Source organism: Microbacterium gorillae, from assembly GCF_050990725.1.
Classification (GTDB): Bacteria; Actinomycetota; Actinomycetes; order Actinomycetales; family Microbacteriaceae; genus Microbacterium; species Microbacterium gorillae_A.
Genome location: NZ_CP158844.1, coordinates 1864442 through 1886900, shown reverse-complemented (window position 1 = coordinate 1886900; position 22459 = coordinate 1864442). Strand labels below are relative to the sequence as shown.

The 22459-nt window shown below is 69.5% G+C and carries 19 protein-coding genes and 1 tRNA gene; 11 read left to right on the top strand and 9 right to left on the bottom strand.

The window, feature by feature from the left end; all coding sequences use genetic code 11:
- Positions 1-2: 2 nt before the first annotated feature.
- Both ABTV68_RS08355 and ABTV68_RS08350 read right to left on the bottom strand, forming a co-directional pair.
- Positions 3-1430, bottom strand: coding sequence for an amidohydrolase (locus tag ABTV68_RS08355; protein WP_433677172.1), 1428 nt, complete (start codon positions 1428-1430; stop codon positions 3-5).
- On the bottom strand, positions 1427-2089 hold the full coding sequence (locus tag ABTV68_RS08350) for a VOC family protein (RefSeq protein ID WP_433677171.1): 663 nt from the start codon (positions 2087-2089) through the stop codon (positions 1427-1429). Before ABTV68_RS08350 ends, ABTV68_RS08355 begins: the two co-directional genes overlap by 4 nt.
- Positions 2090-2281: 192 nt before the next feature.
- Between ABTV68_RS08350 and ABTV68_RS08345 the strand changes: the two genes are divergently transcribed.
- The 9 genes from ABTV68_RS08345 (at position 2282) to ABTV68_RS08305 (ending at position 12699) form a co-directional block, all read left to right on the top strand.
- On the top strand, positions 2282-3085 hold the full coding sequence (locus ABTV68_RS08345) for a helix-turn-helix domain-containing protein (RefSeq protein ID WP_433677169.1): 804 nt from the start codon (positions 2282-2284) through the stop codon (positions 3083-3085).
- A 305-nt stretch (positions 3086-3390) separates the two neighbouring features.
- Positions 3391-4404, top strand: coding sequence for an iron chelate uptake ABC transporter family permease subunit (locus ABTV68_RS08340; protein WP_433677576.1), 1014 nt, complete (start codon positions 3391-3393; stop codon positions 4402-4404).
- Complete coding sequence (locus ABTV68_RS08335; RefSeq protein ID WP_433677167.1) at positions 4401-5471, top strand: FecCD family ABC transporter permease; 1071 nt, start codon at positions 4401-4403, stop codon at positions 5469-5471. The genes ABTV68_RS08340 and ABTV68_RS08335 overlap by 4 nt, the downstream gene beginning before the upstream one ends.
- A gap of 35 nt (positions 5472-5506) precedes the next feature.
- Positions 5507-6319: an ABC transporter ATP-binding protein gene (locus ABTV68_RS08330; RefSeq protein WP_433677166.1), complete on the top strand. Its 813-nt coding sequence runs from the start codon at positions 5507-5509 to the stop codon at positions 6317-6319.
- 148 nt (positions 6320-6467) lie between these two features.
- Positions 6468-7472: an ABC transporter substrate-binding protein gene (locus ABTV68_RS08325; RefSeq protein WP_433677165.1), complete on the top strand. Its 1005-nt coding sequence runs from the start codon at positions 6468-6470 to the stop codon at positions 7470-7472.
- Between the two features lie 45 nt (positions 7473-7517).
- Positions 7518-8432 (top strand): SIP domain-containing protein, encoded by a 915-nt coding sequence (locus ABTV68_RS08320; protein ID WP_433677164.1) that lies wholly within the window; start codon positions 7518-7520, stop codon positions 8430-8432.
- Positions 8429-10105 carry an ABC transporter transmembrane domain-containing protein gene (locus tag ABTV68_RS08315; RefSeq protein WP_433677162.1) on the top strand — a complete coding sequence of 559 codons (1677 nt, stop codon included), beginning with the start codon at positions 8429-8431 and terminating at the stop codon, positions 10103-10105. The genes ABTV68_RS08320 and ABTV68_RS08315 overlap by 4 nt, the downstream gene beginning before the upstream one ends.
- Positions 10102-11853 (top strand): ABC transporter ATP-binding protein, encoded by a 1752-nt coding sequence (locus ABTV68_RS08310; RefSeq protein WP_433677161.1) that lies wholly within the window; start codon positions 10102-10104, stop codon positions 11851-11853. The genes ABTV68_RS08315 and ABTV68_RS08310 overlap by 4 nt, the downstream gene beginning before the upstream one ends.
- Before the next feature lie 9 nt (positions 11854-11862).
- Entirely contained in the window at positions 11863-12699 is an 837-nt protein-coding gene (locus tag ABTV68_RS08305; protein WP_433677159.1) for an endo alpha-1,4 polygalactosaminidase, read from the top strand.
- 90 nt (positions 12700-12789) lie between these two features.
- On the opposite strand, the gene ABTV68_RS08300 is transcribed toward ABTV68_RS08305, so the two are convergent.
- A complete protein-coding gene (locus ABTV68_RS08300; RefSeq protein WP_433677158.1) occupies positions 12790-13422 on the bottom strand; it encodes a hypothetical protein in 633 nt (210 codons plus the stop codon).
- 118 nt (positions 13423-13540) lie between these two features.
- On the opposite strand from ABTV68_RS08300, the gene ABTV68_RS08295 reads away from it, so the two are divergent.
- Positions 13541-13612: transfer RNA gene (locus ABTV68_RS08295), tRNA-Gln, on the top strand.
- 197 nt (positions 13613-13809) lie between these two features.
- On the opposite strand, the gene ABTV68_RS08290 is transcribed toward ABTV68_RS08295, so the two are convergent.
- On the bottom strand, positions 13810-14661 hold the full coding sequence (locus ABTV68_RS08290) for a transposase (protein ID WP_433677157.1): 852 nt from the start codon (positions 14659-14661) through the stop codon (positions 13810-13812).
- Between the two features lie 5 nt (positions 14662-14666).
- A complete protein-coding gene (gene gltX / locus ABTV68_RS08285) occupies positions 14667-16187 on the bottom strand; it encodes a glutamate--tRNA ligase (protein WP_433677155.1) in 1521 nt (506 codons plus the stop codon).
- Between the two features lie 71 nt (positions 16188-16258).
- Between gltX and ABTV68_RS08280 the strand changes: the two genes are divergently transcribed.
- A complete protein-coding gene (locus ABTV68_RS08280; RefSeq protein ID WP_433677154.1) occupies positions 16259-17938 on the top strand; it encodes a CocE/NonD family hydrolase in 1680 nt (559 codons plus the stop codon).
- A 176-nt stretch (positions 17939-18114) separates the two neighbouring features.
- On the opposite strand, the gene ABTV68_RS08275 is transcribed toward ABTV68_RS08280, so the two are convergent.
- The 4 genes from ABTV68_RS08275 to ABTV68_RS08260 all read right to left on the bottom strand — a co-directional run bounded on the left by ABTV68_RS08275 (position 18115) and on the right by ABTV68_RS08260 (position 22454).
- On the bottom strand, positions 18115-19359 hold the full coding sequence (locus ABTV68_RS08275) for an MFS transporter (protein WP_433677153.1): 1245 nt from the start codon (positions 19357-19359) through the stop codon (positions 18115-18117).
- Positions 19360-19420: 61 nt separating this feature from the next.
- Positions 19421-20191 (bottom strand): fumarylacetoacetate hydrolase family protein, encoded by a 771-nt coding sequence (locus tag ABTV68_RS08270; protein WP_433677152.1) that lies wholly within the window; start codon positions 20189-20191, stop codon positions 19421-19423.
- An 89-nt stretch (positions 20192-20280) separates the two neighbouring features.
- Complete coding sequence (locus ABTV68_RS08265; protein WP_433677150.1) at positions 20281-21360, bottom strand: branched-chain amino acid aminotransferase; 1080 nt, start codon at positions 21358-21360, stop codon at positions 20281-20283.
- Positions 21361-21401: 41 nt separating this feature from the next.
- Positions 21402-22454, bottom strand: a complete 1053-nt coding sequence (locus tag ABTV68_RS08260) for a 3-isopropylmalate dehydrogenase (RefSeq protein WP_433677149.1) — start codon at positions 22452-22454, stop codon at positions 21402-21404.
- Positions 22455-22459 lie beyond the last annotated feature (5 nt).

Genomic DNA, 22459 nt, shown 5'->3' with positions numbered 1-22459 from the left:
CGTCACTCGTCCGCGCTGTCCGTCCAGCGGAATCGGCCGCCGTTAGCCGCGAACTCCGCCGCGACCTCGGCGCGCAGCTCCGGGTCGGCGAGGAAGTCCACGGCGGTCACCGCGAGCGCCACGGCAGCGTCAGAGAGAGCCGCGAACGAGGCTGGCTGTATCGTGTGCGCGGCGAACGCGGCGTTGTGCGGGTGCACGTCGTCGGGTCCTCCGAGTCCGATCGAGGGATGCAGGGAGGGCACATAGTGGCTCACGTTCCCCATGTCGGTGGAGGCGCCACCCTGGCCCTGCACCACGGGGGAAGTCGGAACGGCGCGACCGCGGTCACGCACGGCCTGCACCCACCGGCGGGTGAGCTCGTGGTTGTGCTGCAGCGGCAGATACGGGGGCACGGGGTCCACGTCGATCTCCGCAACGGTTCCTGTCGCGAGTGCCGCTCCTCGCAGCGCATCGACCACGCGATCGGTCAGAGCACGGAGGGTCTCGATCTCGGCCGAGCGCACGTAGAACAGCGCACTGGCCTGCTCGGGCACCACGTTGGGGACCGCTCCTCCGTCGGTGATGATGCCGTGCACCCTGTCGATGGGCAGGATGTGCTGACGCAGCTGCGCGACGCTCTGGTACGCCGTCACGACGGCGTCCAGGGCGTTGCGACCCAACCACGGTGACGCTGCCGCGTGTGCCGCGCGACCGCGGTAGGTGACCGCGACACGACGGACTCCGGTCGTCCGCGGTGCCAGGACGGGCGACACGGCAGAGCCGGCACCCGGGTGCACCATTCCGGCGGCATCGACGTCGTCGAATCCGCCGGCACGCAGGATGAGCTCCTTGCCACCGCCGTTCTCCTCGGCCGGAGTGCCGATCAGCGAGAGCCGTGCACCGAGGCGCTCCGCGATCGGCGCCGCGGCGAGGAAAGCACCGACCGCAGCACCGGCGATGATGTTGTGCCCGCAGGCGTGTCCGACGCCGGGCAGAGCGTCGTACTCCGCGATGAGGGCGAAGTGCGGACCATCCGCGGGGCCGGCCGAGGCACGGAACGCGGTCGGCAGGCCGAACGCACCGATCTCCGCGGTGATCCCGTGGCGGCGCAGCACGTCGGCGATGCGCGCGACCGAGCGACGCTCGCTGAACCCGATCTCCGGATCGTCATGCAGCTCGATTGCGAGCTGCTGCAGCTCCGGGTCCAGTTCGTCGACCCGACGCGAGACTTCCGCGACCGCATCTGCACCCGCGCCGTCGTGCGTGGACTGCTCGACGACGGTGACCGCCTCGACGGGCCGTGCGGATCGCAGGTGCCAGTCGAGCGCTGCCTGGAGGGTACGTTCCGACGTGCTGATCACGGGTGCCGCGGGCTCCGCAGCGTCATTCTCCACCGCGTCCGAGACCTCTTCGTCCTGCTCGACCAGTACGTCGCTGTCGTGCAGCGTCACAGCACGACCTCGTCACCCTGTGCGTTGCGAACGGTGAGCCGGTAGGCGTCGGCGTCGCCGGATACCAGCGGCACCAGCGCATCCTCGCCAAGACCGAGAGCCTCGTGCACCTGAGACAGCTCGGCGTCATCGGTGACCACGCGCTCGAAGCTCACGAGCTCGAGGGTCGGGATGTCGCTCAGTCCGGGCTGCGGCGTCGTGCCCCAGTCGATGAGGAAAGGCACCCCGAAGTTTCCACTGCCGCGCGTCAGCCGCCACTCCAGAAGGACACCATCCGGGCGACGACGCGACAGGTCCCAGACATCGCCCGGGTCGTAGCCGCGCTCGCGCGACTCAGCGACGGTCGCCTCGATGTTCTCCGGGTGGACGGCATAGGTGACGATCCGCGGCGCGTCGAGGCCATCGATGCCGAAGGTCGTCACGGGCGCCTCGTGCTCCACCTCCGGGTTCGGACCGATCAGCTCGATGTAGTGCGGAACGCGCTCGCCGTCGACGGTGAGCGCGACCAGGGCGTTCGCCGTGCCGGTCGGGTGGGCACCGCCCGGGGCAGCCGTCACTCCGGTGCGCTCTGCGAACCAGGCGATCACCTCGTTCAGGTCGGGGCCGGCGATGACGATGTGGTCGAGCAGCGCAGGGGCGGCGTGGGTGGTGCGGGTCATGTCGGACTCCTCAGAGGGTGGATCGGTGGCAGGGCTCCAGTACAGCGCCTGAACCACCGCGCGCGCAGGCTTCCCTTTCATCTGCGGACACCGCGAGTCATGCAGCGTCATCTCTCCACCGCCGGCCAGGCGACGATGTTCATCAGATGTTGATAAGGTAAGGGTTGCCTAACCCGATTCGGAGGTCTCGCGTTGACGTTGCTCGCCCCCGCCCCACCCGCCTCGATCACGCGGGAGGTCGTCGAACACGTCGCCACCGAAGTGCGTCGCCCGTACCTGCTCACCACGAGTACGCGTCCCTCGAATGAGGCGGAATTCTGGCCGCTGCACACTCACACCGAACACGAGCTGGTGTGGAGCGACCGGGGAATCGTAACGATGTCCGCTGGCGGCCGTCGGTGGACGGTGACACCAGGAGTCGGCCTGTGGATCCCCGCCGGCACGGCGCACGAGGGCTTCGTCGGAGACAACGCTGCGGTGCGCACGACCTACTTCGCCCTCGATTCGTGGACGCGCTCCTGGCCTCGTCCGGTCGCCGTGAGCCTGAATCCGGCGGTGCGTCAACTCCTCATTCACCTGCGCACCGCCCGCATGACCATCGAGCAGCGCCTCCGCGCTCAGCAGGTGTGCATGGACCTGCTGCAGACCGCCGACACCGTACAGCTGGATGTTCCGGTACCCCGCGATGCGCGCCTCGCCCCACTCGTCGACGCCGTGCTCACCGATCCCGCCGATGACCGCTCACTGGAGCAGTGGGCGTCCCTGCTGAACATGACCTCACGCACGCTCACGCGGACGTTCACCGCGGAGGTCGCGATGAGCTTCGCGCGCTGGCGTCGCCTCGTGCGCATGCGGGCCGCCGTGGCGCAGCTCGCGGACGGGACGAGTGTGAAGAGCGTGGCTCGTCGGGTCGGATACGGCTCAACGAGCGCGTTCGTCGCCGCATTCCATCGCACCGTCGGCTACACGCCCGGCGACGTCATCGACCAGCTCTGATCGCCACCATCGGACGGTGAGACTGGTATGGCCTCGTTCGGGTCTGATTCAGCGTCCGACTGACTCCGTATCTTTGCAGTCGCCTACCGACCCTGGCTCCTCAACGCTGGACATCCACGAGGAGCATCACCGCAGGCGTGGCCGTGTCCGAAACGGGACACGAGATGTCCCCCGCGCAGATCGCCGCCTTCCTAGCCTCGAAGAGGGCGCGGACTGACGCGCCCGCACCACTACATGAGGATGACCCGTTGACCGCACCCTCCCCGCTCGCGCCGGTCCCGCCGGCGACGGCATCCGCTCCATCGATGCCCCGACCCCGGCGGAGCGCTCTCACCCGCGCATCGATCCTGCTGGTTGCGCTGGGTGCCCTCGGCGCGGTCGTCCTGATCAGCATCTCGGTGGGATCGCGCAGCATCCCGATCGCGACGGTATGGGAGGCGCTCATCTCCCCCGCCGACCAGGATGAGCACTACGTGATCTGGGATCTGCGTCTGCCGCGCACGCTCGTCGGCCTCGTCGTCGGCGTCGCCTTGGGCGTGGCAGGGGCGCTGATCCAGGCCCTGACCCGGAATCCTCTCGCCGATCCGGGCATCCTCGGCGCCAACGCGGGTGCGTCGTTCGCCGTCGCGCTCGGCGTGGGCGTTTTCGGCATCAGCTCCATCTCCGGTTACGTCTGGTTCGCGTTCGCCGGATCGCTGGCGGTGGCGGTCGGGGTCTACGTGATCGGCTCCGCGGGTCGCGGTGGTGCGGACCCACTGCGGCTCGTGCTTGCCGGCGTGGCGATCGGCGCCGTGCTCGGCGGCCTCACGAGCGCCATGACCCTGGTGAACCCCGACGCCTTCGACAAGATGCGGGGGTGGGGTGCGGGAACCGTGGTGGGGCGCAGCTTCGACGTGGTGCTCCCGGTGCTTCCGTTCCTCGTGGCCGGCCTGCTCATCGCGATGATCGTGGCCCGACCGCTCAACTCCATTGCACTCGGCGACGACCTCGCCACTGCTCTCGGCGCAAGCGTCCTCCGCACACGGATCCTGGTGGTGATCGCCGTCACGCTGCTGGCTGGCGGAGCCACCGCGATCGCGGGTCCCATCGGCTTCGTCGGGCTGATGATCCCGCACGTCGCACGGTGGATCGTGGGGCCGGATCAGCGCTGGATCCTCGCGATCACGATCGTGCTCGCTCCCATCCTGCTGCTGGTCGCCGACATCGCCGGCCGGCTCGTGATGCGCCCGGCCGAGATTCCGGTGGGCATCGTCACCGCATTCGTCGGAGCACCCGTGCTCATCGCCCTGATCCGCCGACGACGGGCGAGCGGGCTGTGACCGCCGCAGTGAGCGCGCGTCGCGGTGGCGGCCGCCGCCGCGTACTCCGCTGGCGTATCCGTGGCGTGTGGTTGCAGATGGATCTGCGCGCCCTCCTCGTTGGCACGGCACTCGGCGCCGCCACCATCGCGACCACGCTGGCGGCGCTCGTGAGCGGCGACTACCCGCTCACCCTCGCTCAGGTCACGGACGCGTTGTTCGGCGCCGCCGACGACTTCGCCCGAACGGTCGTCATCGAGTGGCGGATGCCGCGGGCACTCGCCGCCGTCGTCTTCGGCGCGGCACTGGGTGCCAGCGGTGCGGTCTTCCAGTCGCTCACACGCAATCCGCTGGCGAGTCCCGACGTGGTGGGCTTCTCCGCCGGGGCGTACACGGGCGCGCTCATCGTCATGATCGTCGTGCATGGCACTTATCTTCAGGTCGCCGCAGGAGCGTTCGCCGGCGGAGTGGCGACCGCGGCGCTGGTGTACCTCCTCGCCTTCCGGCGCGGAGTCCAGGGATTCCGGCTCATCATCGTGGGGATCGGGGTGTCGGCGATGCTGAGCTCCGTGAACACCTGGCTGATGCTGACGGCCGATCTCGACACCGCGCTCGTCGCGGCCGTCTGGGGCACCGGTTCGCTGAACGGCATCACCTGGCAGCAGACCGGCGTGGGATCGGTGCTGGCCGCCGCCCTGCTGGTGGTCACGCTCGGCATGACCCGGCCGCTTCGCCAACTCGAGCTCGGCGACGACACGGCGAAAGCGCTCGGCGTCCGCGTTGAGCCGGCCCGTCTCGGACTGATGCTCCTGTCCGTCGCGCTCATCGCCGTCGTGACGGCCGCGGCGGGCCCGATCTCCTTCGTCGCCCTGGCAGCACCCCAGATCGCCCGCCGCCTCACCCGCAGCGCCGGGGTCTCTGTGGGCGCGTCGGCCATGCTCGGATCCCTGCTTCTCGCTGCATCCGACTACCTCGCCATGCACGCTCTGCCCGCCATGCTCCCGGTCGGCACGATCACCGTGGTGCTCGGCGGCGCGTACCTCGTCTGGTTGCTCGTCCACGAAGCGCGGCGCCTCTCGTCCCGCTGATCCGGCTCCGTTCCGTCCCCCTGTCAGGAGAAGTCATGACACTCACCGACCGCACCGGCGCGGCCAGCACTCGCCTGGCCGTAGAACACGCGCGCATCGGCTACGACCGGCGGGTGATCGCCGAGGACCTGTCCGTCACGATCCCCGACCGTTCCTTCACCGTGATCGTCGGGCCGAACGCGTGCGGGAAATCGACTCTGCTGCGCGCGCTGTCGCGACTGCTGCGTCCGCTCGACGGCCGGATCCTCCTCGACGGGCGGGAGATCGCCTCGTATCGGGCCAAGGACGTGGCCCGACGGCTCGGACTCCTGCCGCAGACCTCGCTCGCGCCGGACGGGATCACCGTGGCCGATCTGGTCTCGCGCGGACGCTATCCGCACCAGGGTCTGCTCCGGCAGTGGACCGACGTCGATGAAGCCGCCGTCCTGACCGCGATGGCCGCCACCGGCGTCACCAACCTCTCCACGCGGCTCGTGGACGAGCTCTCCGGCGGTCAGCGGCAGCGGGTCTGGGTCGCGATGGTGCTCGCCCAGGAGACGCCCCTGCTGCTGCTCGATGAGCCGACCACATTCCTCGACATCGCCCACCAGATCGAGCTGATGGAGCTGTTCACGGATCTGCACCGCGGCGGCAGCACCCTGGTGGCGGTGCTCCACGATCTGAATCACGCGGCCCGATACGCCACGCACCTGATCGCGATGAAGGACGGCAGCATCGTCGCCCAGGGCGATCCCTCGGATATCGTCACGGCGGAGCTGGTGGAGGAGGTCTTCGGCCTCCGGTGTCGCATCATCGACGACCCCGTGACCGCGACGCCGATGGTGGTGCCCCTCGGCCGCGAGCGCTGATGTCCGCACCCGTCTGCGTCCTCCGATGTCCCGAACGCGACGCGGCTCGTCCCCCACGCAGCATCGCCGCTTTCTAGCGTGGATCATGGGCCACCGGCCCGCCTCCTCCCCCCTCGACCCGGCGCCCGAGCGCCCTGCAAGGAATCGCATGTCCTCCTCTCCCTCTCTCCTCCGTCGCGCTGCTCTCGCGGCCGCAGCGCTCGTCGCCTCGGCTGCACTGCTGGCGGGATGCTCCACCAGCTCCGCCGTCGAGCCCGCCTCCTCCGCCGCATCGACGAGCTCGGAGACCATCGACTTCTCCTACGAGGGCTACACCGCCACGATCCCCGCGGACCCGCAGCGCGTGGTCGTGCTGGACAGCCGCAGCGGACTGGAGATGGCGCTGCTCGCGGATTACCCGATCGTCGCGACGGCATACGGCAAGGACAGTCCCCTCTCTCCCTTGGTCGACGACAGCGCCGCGCATCTGAAGAACACCGCGTTCGATCTGAACCGCGAGGAGGTCGCGTCCTACCAGCCCGATCTCATCGTGGTGGGTGTCGGGTGGTGGAACTACTACGACGGCGAGGACTTCAAGCTCGACGAGATCGCTCCCGTCCTGGCGGTCAACGACGGCATCGACGTGGCCGGTGCCTCCGTCGATGACCCGTTCGTGGCGATGACCGACCAGTTGACGCTGCTCGGTCGTGCCGACAAGGCGAGCGCGGCGATCGCCGACTACGAGAGCGCCGTCGCGGACGCGAGCGAGAAGATCGGCGCCTACACGGCCGGCAAGGTGGCCTCGGTCATCCACGCACCGGAGGACAACTTCACGGTCATCTCCGACGACTCGGTGTTCGAGGTCGTGCTGCCGGCGCTCGGTCTGACCATCCTCGACAACGAGGAGATCAGCTCCGCACCGGCGACGCAGAACGGCAACGGGCACGTGCTGAGCTTCGAGAGCGCGGTGAGCGCCCTGAGCGACGCCGACATCCTGTTCGTGTTCAAGGCCGAGGCTGATGCCGACCTCGACCCGCTGCTGGCGCGCGTCCCGGCGGTCGCGAGCGGGCACTGGATCAACGGAAACCTCGCCGAGCGATTCGGCTTCGCACTCACGTACACGAGCTTCGTGGAGCGCATCGTCTCCGCCGTCGAGGACTTCGACGACTTCTGATCCGCGCTCCGCTGCGATCCCGTCCGACTCCGAGAGGAACACATCATGGCCACCCCCGCCGAGTCCCCGTTCCCGGCCGACTACGTGCCGCGCATCCACCGTGCAGAGGTGCTCACGGTGCAGCGCCCGAACCACGGCATCATCCGCATCCGCTTCGGTGGGGATGACCTCCGCGACTATCCCACCACGGGGATCGGCGACGAGTACGTGCGCATGTTCTTCCCCGACGAGCCCGATCAGGAGGTGCGCCTGCCGCGCATCACCTCGTTGCGCGGATGGGAGTATCCGGAGGGCGTCGAGGCGTCCGAGATGCGCGTGTACACGATTCGCGCGCATCGCCCCGGGGAGGTCGTGGTGGACTTCGTGGTGCACGACGGCGGGATCGCGGCCGCATGGGCCGAACAGGCGTGCCCCGGTCGCGCGGTGGGAATCAACCCGCCGTGCGGACTGTACGACCGACCCGCGCACCTTCGGCGGCAGGTCCTCGTGGCCGATGAGCCGGGCCTGCCTGCCGCGCTGCGCATCGCGGAGGCTACCGCTGCCGACGTGGCGACGGTGCTGGTGTTGGAGGTTCGAAGCCCCGCTCACCGGCTCACCGCCGAGGTCGAGGGGGTGGAGTACGTGTGGCTCGAGGGATCGGGAAACGGCCACGCGGACAGCCGGCTGGTCGCCGAGCTGGAGCGCCTCGCCCCCGGCGACGACACCTACGTGTGGGTGGCGACGGAGGGGCGCGTCAACCGCGCCGCGCGTCGCCACCTCCGCCATGAGCGGCGCCTCCCCGCGGAGAACTACAAGTGCGTGGCGTACTGGCAGGAGCGTGCGGAGGCGTGGCGTGCGCGCTATGACGAGCTCGGTGCGGAGTTCGCGGCCCGGGTGCGGGAGATCCGCTCGGCCGACGGACGGGATCCCGAGGAGATCGACGATGAGGTGGAGAAGCTCTACGAGAACGTCGGGCTGTGACGGCTGACGCCGCTGCGCCCTCCCCCAGCGTCGGCGGGATCACTCGCGCAGCGCTGTGGCACGAAGGGCGCGGCTGGCGTCTGGCCGCGAGCACAGCGGGGATGATGCTCCATCAGGTCGGTGAGGTGTCGGTCCCCATCCTCCTCGGCGTCGTGATCGATCGCGCGATCGTTCCCCGCGACCCAGGCGCCCTGGCGTTCTGGCTGGCGGTGTTGGGCGCGGTGTTCGTGGTGATGTCGCTGAGTTACCAGTGGGCAGCGCTCGGGATGGTCCGCACCTACGGACACGGTGAGCAGAAGCTGCGCCACCTCGTGGTGGAGCGGATCCTGCACCCGCGAGGCGCGCGATCGGGCACCCCAGTGGGCGCAGCCGTCTCCACGGCCACCAGCGACACCTACCGACTGGCGGGTCTGTCATGGAGCATCGCGCAGCAGGCAGCCACGCTGGCGGCGCTGCTCACGGCAAGTACGGCGCTGATGCTGATCTCGGTTCCGCTGGGGATCGGAGTGCTGATCGGTGCCGTCGCGCTCCTGGTGGGCATGCGTTGGCTCGCCGGCCCGCTCCTCTCCCTGGGATTGGCCGAGCAGACTGCTGTCGCGGCGGCCAGTGCTGTCGCCACGGATGCGGTGCTCGGTCAGCGGATCGTGCGAGGGCTCGGCGCGGAAGATGAGATGGTGCGGCGCTATCGGTCGGCATCTCGTCAGTCTCTGCGGGCGGCCGTGGCCGCGGCGAGGCGCCTGCTGACGTACCAGGCGCTGAGCTCCGCACTGTCGGTGCTCTTTCTGACGGCGCTCGCCATCGTGGCCGCCGTGCTGGCCGTCCGCGGCGTGATCACGGTCGGTGAGCTCGTGACGGTCGTGGCGCTCGCGCAGTTCCTGCAGGGTTCCCTCGCCCACATCGGCACGTTCGCAGCCAACTGGTCGCACAAACGCGCCTCGGCGGTACGTGTCCACGCGCTCGCCACGGCCCCGTTCCGGACCGCCGATCAACCCGGGCCGTGCGCTGTCGGTCGATCTGTCGTCGCGTCCCGCGGCGTGAGCCCCGACGCGGCAACGCTGTCCTGGCGCACAGCGGAGGGAATCGTCACCGTTACCGAAGGGGAGCTCGTGGGCATCGCGGTCCCGGACGCGCGGACGGCGCGAGCCGTCGCAGCCCGCTTCGGATTGCGAACGCCCGTGGGAGCGGATGAGCTCTTCCTCGGCGGTGTCGACGTGCGACTCCTGGCGGTGGAGCGCTATCGGCGACTCGTCCTCGCCCCACCGCATGACGCCGCACTGTTCACCGGCACGCTGCGCGAGAACATCGTCGATGATCCGTCGCGCTGGGACGATGACATCGTTCATGCGGCGGCGCTCCACGACTTGCTCCGTCGCCTCGGCTCCCCCGACGCTCCGATCGGCGAGGCGGGACTGCGTCTCTCCGGTGGCGAGCGACAGCGCGTCCTCCTGGCACGCGCACTTCATGAACCCGCCACCGTCGTCGTCTTGGACGAGCCGACGACGGCACTGGACCCCGTCACTGAGCAACAGGTGGCTGTCCGGATGCGCGATCTGGGTCGGACTGTGGTCGTGGTCACATCCAGCCCGCTGCTTCTTGCGGCCTGCGCTCAGGTGCTTCCGGCGCCCGCACCCGGGGTCCTGTCCATGCAACGAGGCGGATCAACGACATCATGACCCACTCCACGACGCTACGCATTGCCGACGCCTCCCAGAGCTGGCGGGAGATCGCTCGCGTGCTCCGACCACGGCGGCTCGCATTCGCAGGGGCGGTCGTGCTGCTCCTCGCGGGCTCCGCAGCGGCGCTGGTGATTCCGGCAGCGCTCGGCGCCGTGGTCGACGCCGTCATCGCCGCTGCCAGCCTGGGACACCTCGCGCTGTGGGGAGCACTGATCGCCGCCGCCGGGCTCGCTTCGGCGCTGCTGATGCGCTTCGGTGGCTCGCTGCTCGTGTCCGTGCTGCAGAGCGCGCTCGCCGAACTGCGCGAGGATGTCCTCTCCGCCGCCCTGCGCATCGACGCCGGGATCGTCGAGGACGCCGGTGCTTCGGATGTGCTCTCCCGCGTCACCAGCGACGTCGAGGCGATCACCGCCGCCGTGTCCGACGTCGTGCCGCAGTTCCTGCGCGCGCTGTTCACGATCGCGCTCACGATGGTGGGGCTTGCGGCGCTGGATCTCCGCCTCGCGGCTGCTGCACTGATCGCGGTGCCGATCCAGGCGATCACGACCGCGCGATTCCTGCGTCGGTCACGTCCACTCTACCGACGGCTGCGGCGCGAGGAAGCGGAGCGAAACCAGGCGGTGATCGAAGCGGTGCGCGGTGCCGAGACGGTCGCCGCTCATCTGGCGCACCGCCGACACCTCGCCCGGATCGCGCACCGCAGCCATCGCGCCATCGAGACCGGTCGAGGCGCCGGTCGCGCACGCAACGCGTTCTTCGTGGGCCTGAATCTCGCCGAGTATCTCGGGCTGTCCGCGGTCTTGGCGGTGGGCTGCTGGCTTGCGGTCACGCAGGATCTCACGGCGGGCGCCGTGACGGCCGCCACGCTGTTCTTTCATCGCCTGTTCGACCCGATCGGCGCGCTGCTCTCGGGCATCGACGACCTGCAACGCGGTGGCGCGGGGCTCGGCCGCCTCGTCGGTGTGCTCCAGATGACGAAGCCTGCCCCCGAACGACAGCTGCCGCAGGGAGGCTCCATCACGATTCGCGGGGCGTCGTTCTCCTATGCGGCGGGCGGCGCCGCGGCACTCGACGCCGTGGAGCTCACGCTGGCCGAGGGCAGCACGACGCTCCTGGTCGGCGCCTCCGGGTCCGGCAAGTCCACTCTCGCCCGACTCATCGCCGGGGTGTGCGACCCGACGATCGGCTCGGTCCGCCTCGGCGGTGTTCCCGCCCGACACGCGGGCGATGAGCGGCGACGCAGCGCCGTGCTCGCCACGCAGGAGCTGCACCGATTCGGCGGTTCGATCGCCGAGAATCTGCGCCTGGCCGCCCCCGATGCAACGGACGATGCTCTGCGCCAGGCGCTCGCCACCGTCGGTGCGTCCTGGCTGGATGATCTGCCGCACGGTCTGGCGACGATGCTCACATCTGAGCTGGACGATGCGCGACTCCAACAGCTAGCGCTCGCCCGTGTCCTGCTCGCGGACCCGCTGGTCGTGGTGCTGGATGAGCCCAGTGCGCACGGCGGTGCGGGACACGCGCTCGATGTGGCGATCGCGGCTGTCGTCCGCGATCGCACCGCGGTGATCGTCGCCCATCGTTTCGCCCAGGCCGAGCAGGCGGACACGATCGTGGTGCTGGAGCATGGTCGCATCGTCGAACAGGGAACGCACGCGACCCTCATGCGCGAACCGGCCGGAATCTACCGGCGCCTCCGCGATACAGCCCGGCCCCCGGCTCACCCCGATGACGGGCGCGCATAGGCTGAACCGGTGTCTCCCCTGCGTTCCCTGACCGCCGCCGTCATGCTCGTCACCGTCGCCGTGATGTCCGGCTGCGCTGGTGCCGCCGATCCGACGGTCCCGCCCACCGCGGACGGCCCGACTCCCTGGCCCGCGACCACGGCGTTCGACTACCAGCTGGGCGGCCCCTACGAGCCGAGCGCCGGAGTGGGCGTCGTGGCGCGGGATCGCACAGCGCCGCCCGCGCCGGGCGCGTATTCGGTCTGCTACGTGAACGCCTTCCAGACTCAGCCGGGTGAACGGGAGTCGTGGCCTGAATCCGTTCTCCTCACCCGCGACGGCGAACTCGTTCATGACCCGGAGTGGCCCGACGAGATCCTGTTGGACACCTCGTCCGCCGAGCGTCGCACCGCGATCGTCGACGTGGTCGCTCCGTGGCTCCGCGGCTGCGCCGAGGACGGGTTCGATGCTGTCGAGTTCGACAATCTCGACAGCTTCACCCGGTCAGGCGACGCGATGACTCTCGACGACAACCTCGAACTCGCTCGGCTTCTCGCCGACGTCGCCCACGATGCAGGGCTCGCCGTGGGCCAGAAGAACACCGCGGAACACGCGGCCCGCCTCCGCGCTGATGCAGGCTTCGACTTCGCGGTGACCGAGGAGTGCGCCGCGTATGAGGAGTGCTCGGCCTATCGCGATGTGTACGGTGCCGCTGTGCTGGACATCGAGTACACCGACGAGCTGCCGCGAACGTTCGAGGAGATGTGCGCCGATCCGGATTCGCCTGCGCTCATGATCCTGCGCGACCGCGACCTTCGCACCCCGGACTCGGGCGAGTACGTGTTCGAGACCTGCCCGACACGCTGATGACGGCGGTCACTTCCCGCGGCCTCAGCCCGAGTTCTTGAGGAAGATCCATCGGGACGGGACCGCGCAGTTCGCGGCCCCTGCAGCGCGCTAGCCCCGAAGGCCGGCGACGGCCGCGGCGACGTCGATCGCTGCATCAACCGGGATCGCGGTGTCGGGCGATGCGGTCAGCATCGCGCCGGTAGCGACGATCGTGACGGAGCCCCGGGGGAAGAGGACCTGAACCGAGCCCACTTCGCCCAACGTCGTGCCTTCGCCCAGGATCAGCACGCGACCGCCGAGCGCGTCGGCACGCGGATCGTCGGTCGCGCCGGGCAGAGTGCTGAGCTCCTCCGCGGTCCAGGCCAGGCTATCGATGCCGACGGACAGCGCAGCGTAGTCGGCGATATCCGTGGAGCCGGAGGTGACCGCGTCGTTCGTCCAGACACAGGTGGTTCCGTCCGATGCCTCGACGGAGTCGGCCGCGGAGAACGTGAAGTTCCCCGTGATCGACGCGGCAAGCGGCTCGATGTCCGCACACGTGATCGCCGCGGCGGACTCGGCGTCGCCCGGTGCGCTCGGCTGGGACGTCGCCCTCGGCTCGGTTGAGCTGGTCGACTCCGCCGCCGCGGGAGGATTCGTCGCGGTGGTGGACGGCGACTCCGGGGATGCCGAACATCCGCTGAGTGTCGCGACCCCCAGAGCCGCGATGATGACGAGTACCGGGGATACGGGGAGTCTCACCCGACAATCCTCTCACAGCGCCCTAGACGCCGTGACGCGCGCGGGATACGCTCTCAGTTTGGCCGGTGCGCACGCGTGGTCTAAGCTAGAACACGTTGCGACGCCGGTCGATAACCGGTGGGGTATGGTGTAATTGGCAACACGGCTGATTCTGGTTCAGTTGTTCTTGGTTCGAGTCCAGGTACCCCAGCACTTACGAAAGGCCCTCGGGAAACCGAGGGCCTTTCGCTTTGCCCCGTCATCGTCTCGAGGCGCTGGAGCGGCATGCCGCCAGATGAGGCAGTTGCTCCGAAAATAGGCCTGGCATACGGGTCATCGCCCTCATCTCGCGACATCACCCTCTTCTGAGGCACCGGAGCCGAGCCGCCATCCCGCCGAACATCGGCGTCAGCCCCGCAACTCCTCCAGTGCGGCGCGGGCGGCGTCCTCGCGCTCGTGAGCGACGCGGGCCTCCTCCACGCGCGCCGCGCGCTCCCCATCCGCGGCGTCGGCATCGGCACGCGCGGCATCCAGCGCGCCGCGCACGCGGGCGAGGTCCGCCTCCAGCTGCGCCACCCGCTCGGCGAGGCCCTCCGTGCGCGCGTGCGCTTCCTGCGCGCGCTTCATGAGATCCGAGAGCCCGCGATCCGCTCGCTCTCGAGCCTTCTCCGCATCACGAACGGCAGCCTCGGCTGCCCGTACACGGCGCCGCTCGGCGAGTTCGTCGGCGGGAGCCTCGACCGCCGCCGGCGGCGAAGGCGGACTTCCGGCCACGACACCCTCGAGGTCTGCGACACCACCGGCACCGGGCTCCAGTGCCCGCACGAGCCGTCCGGATGCCACTGCCGCAGCCGCCCGCGGCTCGAAGAACGCTGCCGAGATGGTCTGATGGACCGACTCGAGCGTGGCATCCGTGACCCGCTCCCCCTGCGATGTCGCCAAGCGTGCCGCATCCTCGGCCAGTCGCCTGGTCAGAGCCCGACGCTGACGGCTGAGCTCGGTGAGCGCGGCGGCATCCAGGTGTTCCTGAGCCTCCCGAAGATCCGCGGCCAGCCGCAGGGCTTCAGCCAGCTGGTCGGCGCGCTGCCGGGCGAAGACGTTGACCACCCACGCGGCGACGCTGGGTTTGCGCAGCCCACGGATCTGCTTCGCCAGCGCCGGGTCATCCACACGCGCGGCGTACTGCGCGCGCGAGGGGACGAACTCGGCGAGCGGACCGGAGCAGAGCTCGGCCGCGATCTCGTCGAGTTCGCCCGTCACGGCCGTCAGACGGTCTGGGTCAGCTCGTTCGCGAGGGCGTCCAGACGGCGCAGCGTCTCCGCCTTGCCCAGCAGCTCCATCGACTCGAACAGGGGCGGCGACACGCGGCGACCGGTAATGGCCACCCGCGGCGGGCCGTAGGCCACGCGCGGCTTCAGTCCGAGTTCGTCGACGAGGGCCGCGGCAAGCGCGTCCTGAATGTGGGCGGCGTCGAAGTCCGCCTCCGCAACGACCTCGAGAGCGCCGACGCACGCGGTCAGCACCATCGGTGCGTCCGCGGGGAGGCCCTTCATCGCGTCCGCCTCATAGGTGACAGCGTCGGTGAAGAGGAACGACAGCATGCCGGGCACCTCGCCCAGCAGCTGCACGCGCTCGTGCACCAGCGGCGTCGCCTTCGCGAACAGCGCCAGCTGCTCCGGCGTGGGCTCGGACCACACGCCCGCCGCGGTCATGTAGGCGACGGAACGCTCTGTGAAGTCCGCGACATCGATACGGCGGATGTGGTCGCCGTTGATGGATTCGGCCTTCTTCTGGTCGAAGCGCGCCGGGTTCGGGTTGACGTCGGCGATGTCGAAGGCCGCGGTGAACTCCTCCAGCGAGAAGATGTCGCGGTCCGGACCGATCGACCAGCCGAGCAGCGCCAGGTAGTTCAGCAGACCCTCGTGGATGAAGCCCTTGTCGCGCTGCAGGAAGAGGTCAGCCTGCGGGTCGCGCTTGGAGAGCTTCTTGTTGCCGGTCTCCCCCAGCACCAGGGGCATGTGTCCGAAGCGCGGCACGAAGTCGGTCACGCCGGCGTCGATCAGGGCACCGTAGAGCGCGAGCTGACGTGCCGTCGACGGCATGAGGTCCTCACCGCGGATCACGTGCGTGATGCCCATGAGCGCGTCATCCACCGGGTTCGTGAACGTGTACAGGGCGTGGCCACCGGCGCGCACGATCACGAAGTCGGGGAACGAACCCGCCGGGAAGGTCACCTCGCCGCGGATCAGGTCCACATACGTGAAGTCGCCGTCCGGAACGCGCAGGCGGTACGCGGGCTCGCGACCTTCCGCGCGGAACGCGGCCTTCTGCTCGTCGGTCAGGTCACGGTCGTAGTTGTCGTAGCCGAGCTGCTTGGCACGACCCGCGGCCTCGTTGCGCGCGTCGATCTCCTCGGCGTTCGAGTAGCTCTCGTAGACGACGCCCGCGTCGATCAGCTTCTGCAGCACCTCGGCGTAGATGGGCTTGCGCTCGGACTGGCGGTACGGCGCGTGCGGACCGCCGACCTCGACGCCCTCGTCCCAGTCGATCTTGAGCCAGGTGAGCGCATCCACCAGCTGGCGGTAGCTCTCCTCGCTGTCGCGCGCGGCATCGGTGTCCTCGATGCGGAACACGAGCTTGCCGCCGGTGTGACGCGCATAGGCCCAGTTGTAGAGGGCGGTGCGCACCATGCCGACGTGCGGCAGGCCGGTGGGTGACGGGCAGAAGCGCACGCGAACGTCCGCCCCGGAGGCGGTCGTGGTGCGGGGATCAGGTGAAGTCGACATCACCTCGTATTCTATCGGCCGCACGACGCGCGTCACGGGCACGCTTGCCCCCGGCGGGTATCGTCGTGCGCGTGACCCGAGAGCAGCACATGACGACGGACGAACGGCTGGTTCGCGCGGCACGGAAGGAGTATCGGCGCCTCGAGCGGGCAGCCGATATGCCGCCCGCGACCCACCCGCACGTTCGACGGGATCGCGATCTCCCTGTGACCGCCGACGACGGCGAGGTGCTGCTCACCGACCACTGGCATGCACCGGATGCTCACGGCACGACACTGCTGATCCGCACCCCGTACGGGCGTGAGGGCATCGCGGGGGTGGCGAAGTTCGTCGCCGAGCGGGGCCACCACGTGATCGTGCAGAGCTGCCGGGGAACGTTCGGCTCCGGAGGCGCGTTCGATCCCCTGCATGACGAGGCGGCAGACGGGCAGAGCACCCTGCGCTGGCTGCGCGCCCAGCCCTGGGCCGCCGGGCGAGTGCATGCCTGGGGCGGGAGCTACTTCGGCGTCACGCAGTGGGCTCTCTGCGATGGGCCCGAGCGGCCCGACGCCCTGGGGATCGCCGTGTCCGCCCGCCGATTCGATGACGCGATCATCTATCCCGGCCGAGGTTACGGAATGGACACCGTGCTCGCGTGGACCTTCGCCCTGCGCATGCAGGAGCGCCCCCTGCTCGCCCGGATCGGGATGATCCTCCGCTCGGCCACAGCCCTGCGCCGAGGCTCCGTCATCGTGCCGCCGGCGGATGCAGCCCGGGACGCACTGGGAACGGATCCGCCGTTCTTCCGAGACTGGCTGGAGCACGCGGATCGCGATGACCCGTGGTGGGAGCCGCTGCATTTCGCGCAGGACCCGGCGACGGTGCCTCCGGTCGCCCTGGTCGCGGGGTGGCAGGACCTCTTCTTGGTGGAGCAGCTGAAGGACTATGCCGGCCTGGTCGCGGGCGGGGTGCCCACAAAGCTCGTGATCGGTGATTGGCTCCATGGCGCGCCGGAGACCTCGGTGATGGGCGTGCGTGATGCGCTACGCGCCTTCGATTCGCTGGAGCACCTGCCCGACGTACGCGTGGAGGTCACCGGTGGCGTGGGCTGGCGCGAGGTGGAGTCGTGGCCACCGCCCGCGCGGCCAACGGTGTGGGCGGCGACCGCGGCAGGCAGTCTCCGCGAGGGGGCGGCCGACAAGCAGGCAGCCACGGTGACGTATCGCTACGACCCGACCGACCCGACTCCGAGCGAGGGCGGCCGCACGCTGGGGCCGTTCGAGTCGGGGTATCGGATCCAGCGTCGCCGCGAGCGCCGAGACGACGTCGTCCTGTTCACCTCCGATGCGCTCGCCGACGATCTCCTGGTGATCGGCGAACCCCGCATCGAGATCTCGCTGGAGTCGACCAATCCGCGCGTGGACCTGTTCGTCCGGTTGTGCGATGTGGACGCTCGCGGGCGCTCGAGAACCGTCACGGACGGGTACGTTCGGCGGGAGCTCGGCGCGGCGAACAGTGTGACGCTCGCACTCGCACCTCTCGCCCATCGCTTCGCCGTGGGTCACCGGCTGCGACTGCAGGTGTCCTCCGGGGCCCACCCGGTGTATCTGCGCAACTCCGGAACGGCCGATCCGGTGCGCGATCACAGCCGAATGATCCCGAGCGAGCAGAGCTTCGAGGTCGGCGGCGCGCGGGCGCTGCGACTCCACCTGCCCGTGGCTGAGCCGACTGTGCTGCGCCCGATGAGAAAGGCGATCGCCCGCCGTCCGTGACGGTCTCGGGCAATGGCCGATCCCATCCCCCGCAGCACAGCCCGTCATCCGGGCACGCAAGCGGCGGTCGACAGCGTGCCCACGTCCGCGCGACGCCTCGGGGATCGCTGAGTAGAGCACCGGTGCCTCAACGCACTCCAGCCGTGGCGCGAGCTCGAAGTCCTGCTCGTCCGGCCTCAGGCCTGCGGATCGCGAACGCGCAGGGCGAACGGCGACACCGCTGTCACGGCGATGACGAGGACCAGCGCAACAACGGCGAGCCCGCGGTACTCGACCGCCTGGAGCACGAGCCCGGCGAGGATCGCGCCGACTCCCGCACAGAGGCTCATGAGCGAGTCGCTGAGGCCCTGCCGTCGGGGGCGCCGCTCCAGCGAGGACGCCTCCGTGAGCAGGGTGCTGCCGGCGACGGTCGCCGCGCTCCAGCCGAGTCCGAGCAGGATGAGGGCGATCAGCACCCCCGCGTGAGACGCGCTCCCCACGAATGCGGCCACCAGCGCGCCCGCAAGGAGCAGCTGGCCGAGCAGGATCACAGCGACGCGTCCGAAACGATCGGACAACCAGCCGAACACCGGCGACAGACCGTACATCCCCGCGACATGCGCGGCGATCGTGATGCCTACGATGACCGTCGCGTCGCCCATCGTCATGTGCTGCAGGTGAACGGGGGTCATCGCCATCACCGACGCCATGACCGTGTGCGACGCCGCCACGGCGAAGATCGCATATCGCGCCACGCGCGGCCGGTCCACGGAGGCACCGACGGCGGTTGCCGGAGCGTCCGCATCGCGCTGCTGGGCGATGCGGAGAGGATCCGGACGCAGGGCGATGATGTACAGCAGGAACGCCGCGACCTGGGCGGCGAGCGAGAACAGGTACGAGCCGGTGTGCACCGGCATCCCGAGCGAGCGCCCGAGAGCTTCCCCCGGTCCGAGCAGGAGCGGGCCGGCGACGGCTCCGACCGTCGTCGCCCAGACGACGACGGACAGCTCACGCCCCCGTCGCGCGGGTGTGGCGAGATCCGTGGCAGCGAAGCGCGACTGCAGGTTTCCTGCGTTTCCGGTGCCGATGAGAACGACACCGATGAGGAACAGCCAGAACGTGGCGGACGAAGCCGCCGAGATGACGATCACGATGCCGATCAGCGCGAGCAGGTTCCCGAGCGTCAGCGCGATCCGTCGTCCCTGGCGCGCGGCGAGCCGCGCCAGGGGGATGGCGGCGACGGCAGCTCCGAGCGTCACGAACGCGGTCGCGAAGCCGGACAGCGCGTCCTGCCCCGTGATGTCCTTCGCCAGCAGGGCGCCGAGCGACACCGTGGCACCGAACGCGATGCCACCCAGCACCTGGCCCACGGCAAGCGTGCGCACGGTCCGCGATTGGATCCGCGCGATCGCCGCCTCATCGAGCACGGCCGACGCCGTCACGAGGTGGCCGATGCCGTGGTGCGGAGCACCCGCCGCTCAGCGCGGAGCGCCTGGACCTGCATCACGATGCGTCGCGCACGGCGTTACGCAGAATGCCGAGCCCGGTGATGTCCACCTCGACCACATCGCCCGCGACCAGCGGTCCAACGCCGGCGGGCGTGCCGGTGAGGATGACGTCACCCGGGAGAAGGGTGAAGGCCGCAGAGGCGTGGGCGATGATAGCGGCCACGCCGTGCACCATGTCGCTCAGCGGTGCCTGCTGCTTGATCTCGCCGTTGACCTTGGCGGTGAGCACACCGACCGTGGGGTCGAACTCGGTCTCGATCGCGGGGCCCAGTGGGCAGAAGGTGTCGAAGCCCTTGGCACGCGACCACTGGCCGTCGCTGCGCTGCAGGTCGCGCGCCGTCACGTCGTTGCCGATGGTGTAGCCGAACACGTAGTCCAGCGCGTTCTCCGCGGTCACGTTCTTCGCGATGCGGCCGATCACGACGGCCAGTTCGCCCTCGAACTCCACGCGCTCCGAGAGCGCGTTCGGGCGAACGATCGCGTCGCCTGGACCGATGACGGCGGTGTTGGGCTTGAGAAACAGCATCGGCTCCGCAGGCACGTCGTTCCCGAACTCCGCCGCATGATCGGCGTAGTTGCGGCCGACGGCCACCACCTTCGAACGCGGGATCACCGGGGCCAGCAGCGCGGCATCAGCCAGGGGCACCCGCTCCCCCGTGGTGTCGAATCCGGCGAACATCGGGTCGCCGGCGAGCACCACGAGATCCGTGTCGTCGACGATGCCGTACTTGATGGCGTCCTGGTGGCTGAAACGTGCGATCCTCACCGTTCCAGCCTATCGTCCGCCGCGCACGCGACGGGGCCCGTGCCACCGTCGTTGCGGTGGCACGGGCCCCGTTCTGCGGCGCTGACTTCTCAGGCGTCGAGGCGCACGAGCCAGCCGTGCTTGTCCTCGGCCCGGCCGTACTGGATGTCGGTGAGCTCCTGACGCAGGCTCGTGGCGAGCTCGCCCAGCGGCTGCTCGTCCTCGAAGCCCGCGCCCTTGAGCAGGCCGATCGGGCTCAGCACGGCGGCAGTGCCACAGGCGAACACCTCGACGATCTCGCCGCTGCGCACACCCTCGCGCCACTCCTCCAGCGAGATGTCGCGACGCTCGACCGTGTGCCCCCGGTCCTCCGCAAGCTGCAGGATCGAATCCCGCGTGATGCCCTGCAGGATCGAGTCAGACTCGGGGGTGACGATCGTGCCGTCCTTCATGACGAAGACCACGTTCATGCCGCCCAGCTCCTCGACGTTGCCGTCACGGAGGAAGACCACCTGGTCGCAGCCGTTGTCGCTGGCCTCGGCCTGGGCGACGAGGCTCGACGCGTAGTTTCCGCCCGTCTTGGCCGCACCCGTGCCGCCCTTGCCCGCGCGGGCGTAGTCCTCGCTCAGCCAGATCTTGACGGGCTTCACGCCGCCCGAGAAGTAGGCACCTGCGGGGCTGGCGATCAGGTAGTAGGCCACCTTCTTCGCCGGACGAACGCCCAGGAAAGCCTCCTTGGCGAACATGAACGGACGGAAGTACAGCGACTGGTCCTCACCGGAGGGAACCCATGCGCCGTCGACCGCGATCAGCTCGCGCAGCGACTGGACGAAGATCTCCTCGGGGAGCTCCGGCAGGGCCATGCGGCGCGCCGAGCGCTGCAGGCGTCGCGCGTTCTCCAGCGGACGGAAGGTGTGGACGGAACCGTCAGCGTGACGGTAGGCCTTGATGCCCTCGAAGATCTCCTGACCGTAATGCAGCACCGATGCCGCCGGGTCGAGGGAGATCGGGCCGTACGGCTGCACGCGCGGGCGGTGCCAGCCGCCGGTCTCCGACCAGCAAACGTCGAGCATGTGGTCGGTGAAGTGCTGACCGAAGCCGGGGTTGGCGAGGATCTCGTCACGCTGGGCGTCGGTCTTGGCCGCGAGGTTGCGGGTCACCTGGAATTCGAGGGTGGAAGAAGTGGTCATGTCACATCCTGGTTCGAAGAAGCGTTCTGCGCGGGATCAGGCTACGCCCGAACCCGCTCGGCGATGGCATCGCCGATCTGAGTCGTGGTGCGAGGCTGGTCGCCACGTGCGGCGACATCGGCCTCGATCGCGTCGTTCACGCGACGTGCTTCGTCCTCGAGCCCCAGGTGATCGAGCAGGAGGGCGATGGAACCGATCGCAGCGGTGGGGTCCGCCTTCTGCTGGCCCGCGATGTCGGGAGCCGAACCGTGAACGGGCTCGAACATCGACGGGAAGGTGCCATCGGGGTTGATGTTCCCGGAAGCAGCGAGGCCGATGCCTCCGGTGACGGCACCTGCCAGATCGGTCAGGATGTCACCGAACAGGTTGTCGGTGACGATCACGTCGAAGCGAGACGGGTTCGTGACCAGGAAGATCGTTGCCGCATCGACGTGCAAGTAGTCTACGGCCACGTCGGGGTGCTCCGACGCCACCTCGTTCACGATGCGCTGCCAGATGCCGCCGGCGAACGTCAGCACATTGGTCTTGTGCACCAGGGTGAGCTTCTGACGACGCCGCTCGGCCAGGTCGAACGCGTAACGGACGACGCGCTCCACGCCGAACGCGGTGTTCACGCTCACCTCGTTGGCGATCTCCTGCGGCGTGCCGCGACGAATCGAGCCGCCGTTGCCCACGTACGGACCCTCCGTGCCCTCGCGCACGACGACGAAGTCGATGTCGCCGGGATTCGCCAGCGGACTGGTGGAGTTCGGGTACAGGCGCGAGGGGCGGAGGTTGACGTAGTGGTCCAGGGTGAAGCGCAGCTTCAGGAGCAGTCCGCGCTCGATGTTCGCGTCCTTCAGGCGCGGGTCGCCGGGGACACCGCCCACCGCGCCGAGGATGATGGCGTCGTTCTCGGCGATCGCGGCGAGGTCCTCGTCAGTGAGCGTGTCACCGGTCTCGAGGTAACGCGCGGCGCCGAGGGAGAAGCGGGTCTTCTCGAACGTGACGCCGGAGTCGGCCGTGACCGCATCCAGAACCTTCTCGGCTTCGGCGACGACCTCGGGGCCGATCCCGTCACCGGGGATGACGGCCAGCTTCACGACACGCGACATTGCTC

Bases quoted from the DNA above. Each gene is read 5' to 3' on its own strand.
- ABTV68_RS08350 (WP_433677171.1), bottom strand. From the start codon at position 2,089: ATGACCCGCACCACCCACGCCGCCCCTGCGCTGCTCGACCACATCGTC.
- ABTV68_RS08340 (WP_433677576.1), top strand. From the start codon at position 3,391: ATGCCCCGACCCCGGCGGAGCGCTCTCACCCGCGCATCGATCCTGCTG.
- ABTV68_RS08330 (WP_433677166.1), top strand. From the start codon at position 5,507: ATGACACTCACCGACCGCACCGGCGCGGCCAGCACTCGCCTGGCCGTA.
- ABTV68_RS08325 (WP_433677165.1), top strand. From the start codon at position 6,468: ATGTCCTCCTCTCCCTCTCTCCTCCGTCGCGCTGCTCTCGCGGCCGCA.
- ABTV68_RS08320 (WP_433677164.1), top strand. From the start codon at position 7,518: ATGGCCACCCCCGCCGAGTCCCCGTTCCCGGCCGACTACGTGCCGCGC.
- ABTV68_RS08310 (WP_433677161.1), top strand. From the start codon at position 10,102: ATGACCCACTCCACGACGCTACGCATTGCCGACGCCTCCCAGAGCTGG.
- gltX (WP_433677155.1), bottom strand. From the start codon at position 16,187: ATGTCGACTTCACCTGATCCCCGCACCACGACCGCCTCCGGGGCGGAC.
- ABTV68_RS08265 (WP_433677150.1), bottom strand. From the start codon at position 21,360: ATGACCACTTCTTCCACCCTCGAATTCCAGGTGACCCGCAACCTCGCG.
- ABTV68_RS08260 (WP_433677149.1), bottom strand. From the start codon at position 22,454: ATGTCGCGTGTCGTGAAGCTGGCCGTCATCCCCGGTGACGGGATCGGC.